The organism is Sandarakinorhabdus sp. (genome assembly GCF_040398645.1).
Taxonomy (GTDB): Bacteria; Pseudomonadota; Alphaproteobacteria; order Sphingomonadales; family Sphingomonadaceae; genus Sandarakinorhabdus.
Map to the genome: position 1 here is coordinate 21,225 of NZ_JBBATR010000001.1, position 5,006 is coordinate 26,230.

The 5,006-nt window shown below is 69.6% G+C and carries 5 protein-coding genes; all 5 read left to right on the forward strand.

The window, feature by feature from the left end; translation table 11 throughout:
- Positions 1–1,652, forward strand: a 1,652-nt coding sequence (locus ABWP50_RS00105; protein WP_353215952.1) for a hypothetical protein, incomplete at its 5' end; no start/stop codon positions are given.
- Positions 1,653–1,654: 2 nt separating this feature from the next.
- Positions 1,655–2,587 carry a tyrosine recombinase gene (locus ABWP50_RS00110; protein ID WP_353215953.1) on the forward strand — a complete coding sequence of 311 codons (933 nt, stop codon included), beginning with the start codon at positions 1,655–1,657 and terminating at the stop codon, positions 2,585–2,587.
- 48 nt (positions 2,588–2,635) lie between these two features.
- Positions 2,636–3,739 (forward strand): NADH:flavin oxidoreductase, encoded by a 1,104-nt coding sequence (locus ABWP50_RS00115; protein WP_353215954.1) that lies wholly within the window; start codon positions 2,636–2,638, stop codon positions 3,737–3,739.
- A gap of 27 nt (positions 3,740–3,766) precedes the next feature.
- Positions 3,767–4,456, forward strand: a complete 690-nt coding sequence (locus tag ABWP50_RS00120) for an NUDIX hydrolase (RefSeq protein WP_353215955.1) — start codon at positions 3,767–3,769, stop codon at positions 4,454–4,456.
- The coding region (locus ABWP50_RS00125) for an AAA family ATPase (protein ID WP_353215956.1) at positions 4,456–5,006 on the forward strand (551 nt) is incomplete at its 3' end. The genes ABWP50_RS00120 and ABWP50_RS00125, both read left to right, overlap by 1 nt.

Consider the following 5,006-nt stretch of genomic DNA (forward strand, 5'->3'; position numbering starts at 1 on the left):
TGCCAACGCTGCCAACAGCAACGAACAGCGGCTTGCCGCCCCTGTTGCCGGATGAACCTGCGGATGGCGATGCGCCGCCTGTCGCCGATCCATTTGCAGCGCAAGCTGCGCTGCCGCCGGGCGCGCCGCTTGGCCTGATTGCTGCCGATGCCGCCGGCGGCTTTGGCAGCAACAGCTTTGCGGGCAGCAATGGGCGGTTTGTGACGGCATTGGCCGCGCGCATCACCCGCCCGGTGGCCTCCCGCTGGGCGGCGATCACGCTGCGCCGGGCGCTGCTGGCGCGGGTGCCGGGGCCGGCGGGCATCGGCGATGGCGATTGGGTGGCGGCGCGGGCCGGGCTGCTGCTGCGCCAGGGCGATGTCGATAGCGCGCGCCGGTTGATCGATGTGCTGCCGGTGGACAGGTTCACGCCGGCCACCTATGCGCTGGCTGCCACGGTTTCGCTGGCTGCGGCGGATCTGCCCGGCCTGTGCCCGATTGCAGCCACTGGGCGCGCCTTGTCACCGGGGCCGCTGTGGGATCTGGCCTTTGGCATGTGCGCCGCCATGGCCGGCGACGATCTGACTGCCGCCAACATCATCGATGTGCTGCGCAATCAGCGCGCGCGGGTGGCGCCATTTGATGTGCGGCTGGCGCAGCGGGTAGCCGTGTTGGCGGGCGGGGCCGGCCGCGCCGATGGCATCAACTGGGAAGAAGTGCCGGGCCTTACCCTGTACCGCTACGGCGTGGCCACGGCCGCCGGGGTGCCGGTGCCGGCGGACCGGCTGGCAGCGCTTGGCCCCGCCCATGCTGGCTGGGCGGTGCGCAATGCCGGGCTGCCGGCGGCCACGCGGCTGGCGCTTTTGCGCGGCGCGGCTGTCCACGGCAGCCTGTCGGTGTCCGAATTGGCCAGCGGCGTGTCCGCATTGTCGCCCGCCGATGCCAGCGGTGGCTTTGCGGTGGGCAGCCGTGCCGCCAATTTGCGCGATGCGTTTTCGGCGGGTTCAGCGGCGGCGCGGGCCGAGGCGATGGCGGCGATTCGCGCCAGTGCCGGGGCCGGCGAAGACCCCTACGGCGCGCTGCTGGAAACCGCCACGGCGGCTGCGGCGCTGCGCCCGTCGGCTGCGATTGCCGATCAATCGGTACCGATCATTGCGGCGCTGCTGGCGGCAGGAGACGCCCGCGCGGCGGCGGTCTGGTGGCCGGTGGCCAGCGCGGCCGGCGGCGAGATCAAGGCGCAGGCATGGGCGCTGCTGGCGGCAGGCGGCGGCGGCGTGCCGGTGTCGGCGGGGGATTTTTCCGATTGGCGCTCTCGCACCGATGCATCGCCGCGCGCTGCGGCGGTGGTGCTGGCGGCGCTGTCGGGATTGGGCGCGGCGCGCGGCAGTGATTGGGATGCGCTGCGCCGGGAGTTGATGCCTGCGATGACCGCTGCGCCCGGCCGCTGGCAGGCTGCCATCGCCGATGCCGCGCGGCGCCGGGCCGGCGGGGAAGTAGCGGTGCTGGCCGCCACTGGCTTGCAGGGCAGCTGGGCCGATGTGCCCGCGGCGCATATCGCCGCCATCACAACTGCGCTGATGGCCAGCGGACGCCGCGCCGAAGCCCGGCAATTTGCTGGCGAAGCCGTCACGCGGGCGGCAGTCATGGCCGGCGGCGCGGCCACTGCGAATTGACGATGCTGGCGGCGATCAGCGACACGCGCGCCATCGCGCTGTTTCTGGATGCCATGGCCAGTGAACGCGGCGCCGCCCGCAACACGTTGCTGGCCTATGGCCGTGACCTGAACCAGGCCAGCTTATGGCTGGGCGGCCATCTGGCAAGCGCCGATGCGGCCGCGCTGGCGGTGCTGGCCCGGCACTGGGCACCGCTGGCCCGCGCCAGCGCCGCGCGCAAGGGATCGGCGGTGCGTCAGTTTCTGGCGTTCCTGGCGGCCGAAGGCGTGCGCGCCGATGATCCCGGCCGCGATCTTGCCTTGCCGCGCAGCGCGCGCGCGTTGCCGCGCACGCTGGGCGCTGGCGATGTCGAGGCGCTGTTTGCCGCGCTGGCTGCGCAGTTGGCGCAGCGGCCGGATGATCCGCGCACGCTGCGGCTTTCGGCACTGGTTGAGCTTTTATATGGCTCAGGCCTGCGCGCCACTGAACTCGTGGCACTGCCGCACGGCGCGGTGCGGGCCGGGCGCGGGCATATGGTGGTGCTGGGCAAGGGCAGCAAGGAACGGTTGGTGCCGATCAGCCGCCGCGCCGAGGCCGCTGTGCTGGCCTGGTCCGTGCATGTGCCGAACACCAGCCGCTTTCTGTTTCCATCGGGCCGGCGCGGCAGCGCGGCAGCGCATCTGACGCGGTTGCGGCTGTGGCAGTTGATTCGGGATCTGGCGCTGGCCGCCGGTATCGCGCCGGACCGGATTTCGCCGCACGTGCTGCGCCACGCCTTTGCCACGCATCTGCTGGAAGGCGGCGCTGATCTGCGCATCGTGCAGACGTTGCTGGGTCACGCCGATATCGCCACTACACAAATCTACACCCATGTCGCGGCGGCCGCGCTGGTGGAGCTGGTCAATCGCTGCCACCCGCTGGCTGACAAGTGCGAACCCACGGCCACACCGCGATAAAGAAATGATGAGGTTTCCTTGTGCGCGCGGGCCGGCTAACCAGCGCGGATGAGCACCGAGACACTTTTCCGCCCCTTCACCCTTAACGGCCTGACGCTGCCAAATCGCATCGCGATGGCGCCGATGACGCGCAGTTTCTCGCCGGGCGGCACCCCCGGCAGCAATGTCGCGGAATATTACCGCAAGCGCGCCGCCGGCGGTGTTGGCCTGATCATCACCGAAGGCACGGCCGTTGAGCGCACCGGCGCGGCCAATGATCCCAATGTGCCGCATTTCTTTGGCGATGCGCTCCAGGGCTGGGGCGAAGTGGTCAAGGCCGTGCACGGCGAGCAGGGCCTGATCGCGCCGCAATTGTGGCACGTCGGCGCGCTGCCCAACCGCCGCAACCCCAAGCAGGAAACCGCCGAAAGTCCATCGGGCGTGTACATGCCCGGCAAGACCAACGGACAGGCGATGACCGACGCCGATGTGGCCGATGCCATCGCGGCCTTTGCGCGCGCGGCCGGCGATGCGAAGCGGCTGGGCTTTGATGCCGTCGAACTGCACGGCGCCCACGGCTATTTGATCGATCAGTTTTTCTGGGATGCCACCAACCAGCGCGGCGGCACATGGGGCGGGCCGACCTTGCCGGAACGCAGCCGCTTTGCCGCCGAAATGCTGCGCGCGGTGCGCGCCGAGGTGGGCGCGGATTTCCCGGTGATCATCCGCCTGAGCCAGTGGAAACAGCAGGATTTCGGCTATCGGCTGGCGCCGTCCCCGGACGAGCTGCTGGCGTGGCTGGCCCCGCTGGCTGATGCCGGCGCCGATGCCTTTCATTGTTCGCAGCGGCGGTTCTGGGAACCGGAATTTCCCGATATCGACGGCGCCGACGGGTTGAATTTTGCCGGCTGGGCCAAGAAATTGACCGGCAAGGCCACGATCAGCGTAGGCAGCGTCGGCCTGACCGGCGAATTCGTGGCCGGCATGGGCGGCGAAGCCTCGCAGCCCGCCAGCCTTGATGGCCTGATTGCGCGCATGGAACGCGATGAATTCGATCTTGTTGCGGTTGGCCGCGCGCTGATCGTTGATCCCGATTGGGTCCTGAAGGTGCAGGCCGGCCAGTTCGACACGCTGACGGATTATACCGCAGCGGCGCTGGGGACATTGGTGTGATGCAGCAACCTGTGGCATCAGGGTGCCATGAAGGTTGATGCCGATAACGTGCCGATTCTGGCTGGCCGCTCGCTGCGGCCCAAGGATGCTGCCACCCTGCTGCTGATCCGCCGCGATGGCCCGGTGCCGCGCGTGTTGATGGGCCGGCGCGCGCAAGGCCATGTGTTCATGGCGCAAAAATGGGTGTTCCCCGGCGGCCGCCTGCATGCCAGCGATTATCGCATCGCAGCCGCCAGCGAATTGAGCGAAGATACCGCCGTGGTTTTGGGCCGCACGGCGCCCGCCGCACGCGGGCGGGCGTTGGCTGCGGCAGCAGTGCGCGAATTGTTCGAAGAAACCGGGCTGATGCTCGGTGCGCCGGGGCAAGGCCAAACAAGGTCAAAGGAATGGCGTGATTTTCTGGCCACCGGCCATCTGCCGCATCTGGCGCCGCTGCAGTTTGTCGGCCGCGCCATCACGCCGCCGGTGCGCCCGCGCCGGTTTGATGCGCGGTTTTTCATGGCCGATGCCGATCACCTCGTCAGCCTTGATCCCACTGCCGGCTGCGGGGAGCTGGATGAAATTGCCTGGTTCGATTGGGACGCCGCAGCCCAGCTTGATCTGCCCAGCATAACCCGGGCGATATTGGCCGATGTCGCGGAGCGGCTTACCGATCCGGCGCGGCCGATCCCCTACCACCGGTTTGATCGCGGCCAGCACCGCTTGCTCATGCTGTGATGGCGGCGATCACCCGCCTGACGCTGACCGATTTTCGCAACCACGCTGCCGCCGAAATCACCGCTGCGGCCGGATTGGTGGTGATCACCGGCGACAACGGCGCGGGCAAGACCAACATATTGGAGGCGATTTCGCTACTGGTGCCCGGGCGCGGCCTGCGCGGCGCGGCGCTGTCAGATGCAGCGCGGCAGGGCGGCCCCGGCGGCTGGAGCGTGGCGGCGAATCTGGCTGCGGCGCCGCGTGAGACGGGCGGCGATGTGCAACTGGGCACCGGCACCAGCGCCGATGCGCCCGATCGCCGGCTGGTGCGCATCAATGGCGCCAGTGCGCCGGCGGCGGCGCTGGGCGAATGGCTGGCGCTGGTGTGGCTGACACCGGCGATGGACCGATTGTTCAGCGACAGTGCCGGCGCACGGCGGCGGTTTCTGGATCGGCTGGTGCTGGCGCTGCATCCCGGCCACGGCGCGCGTGTCAGCCGCTACGAAGCGGCGATGCGCGAACGCAGCCGGCTGCTGACCAGCGATGCGCCGGCCGATCCGGTGTGGCTGGC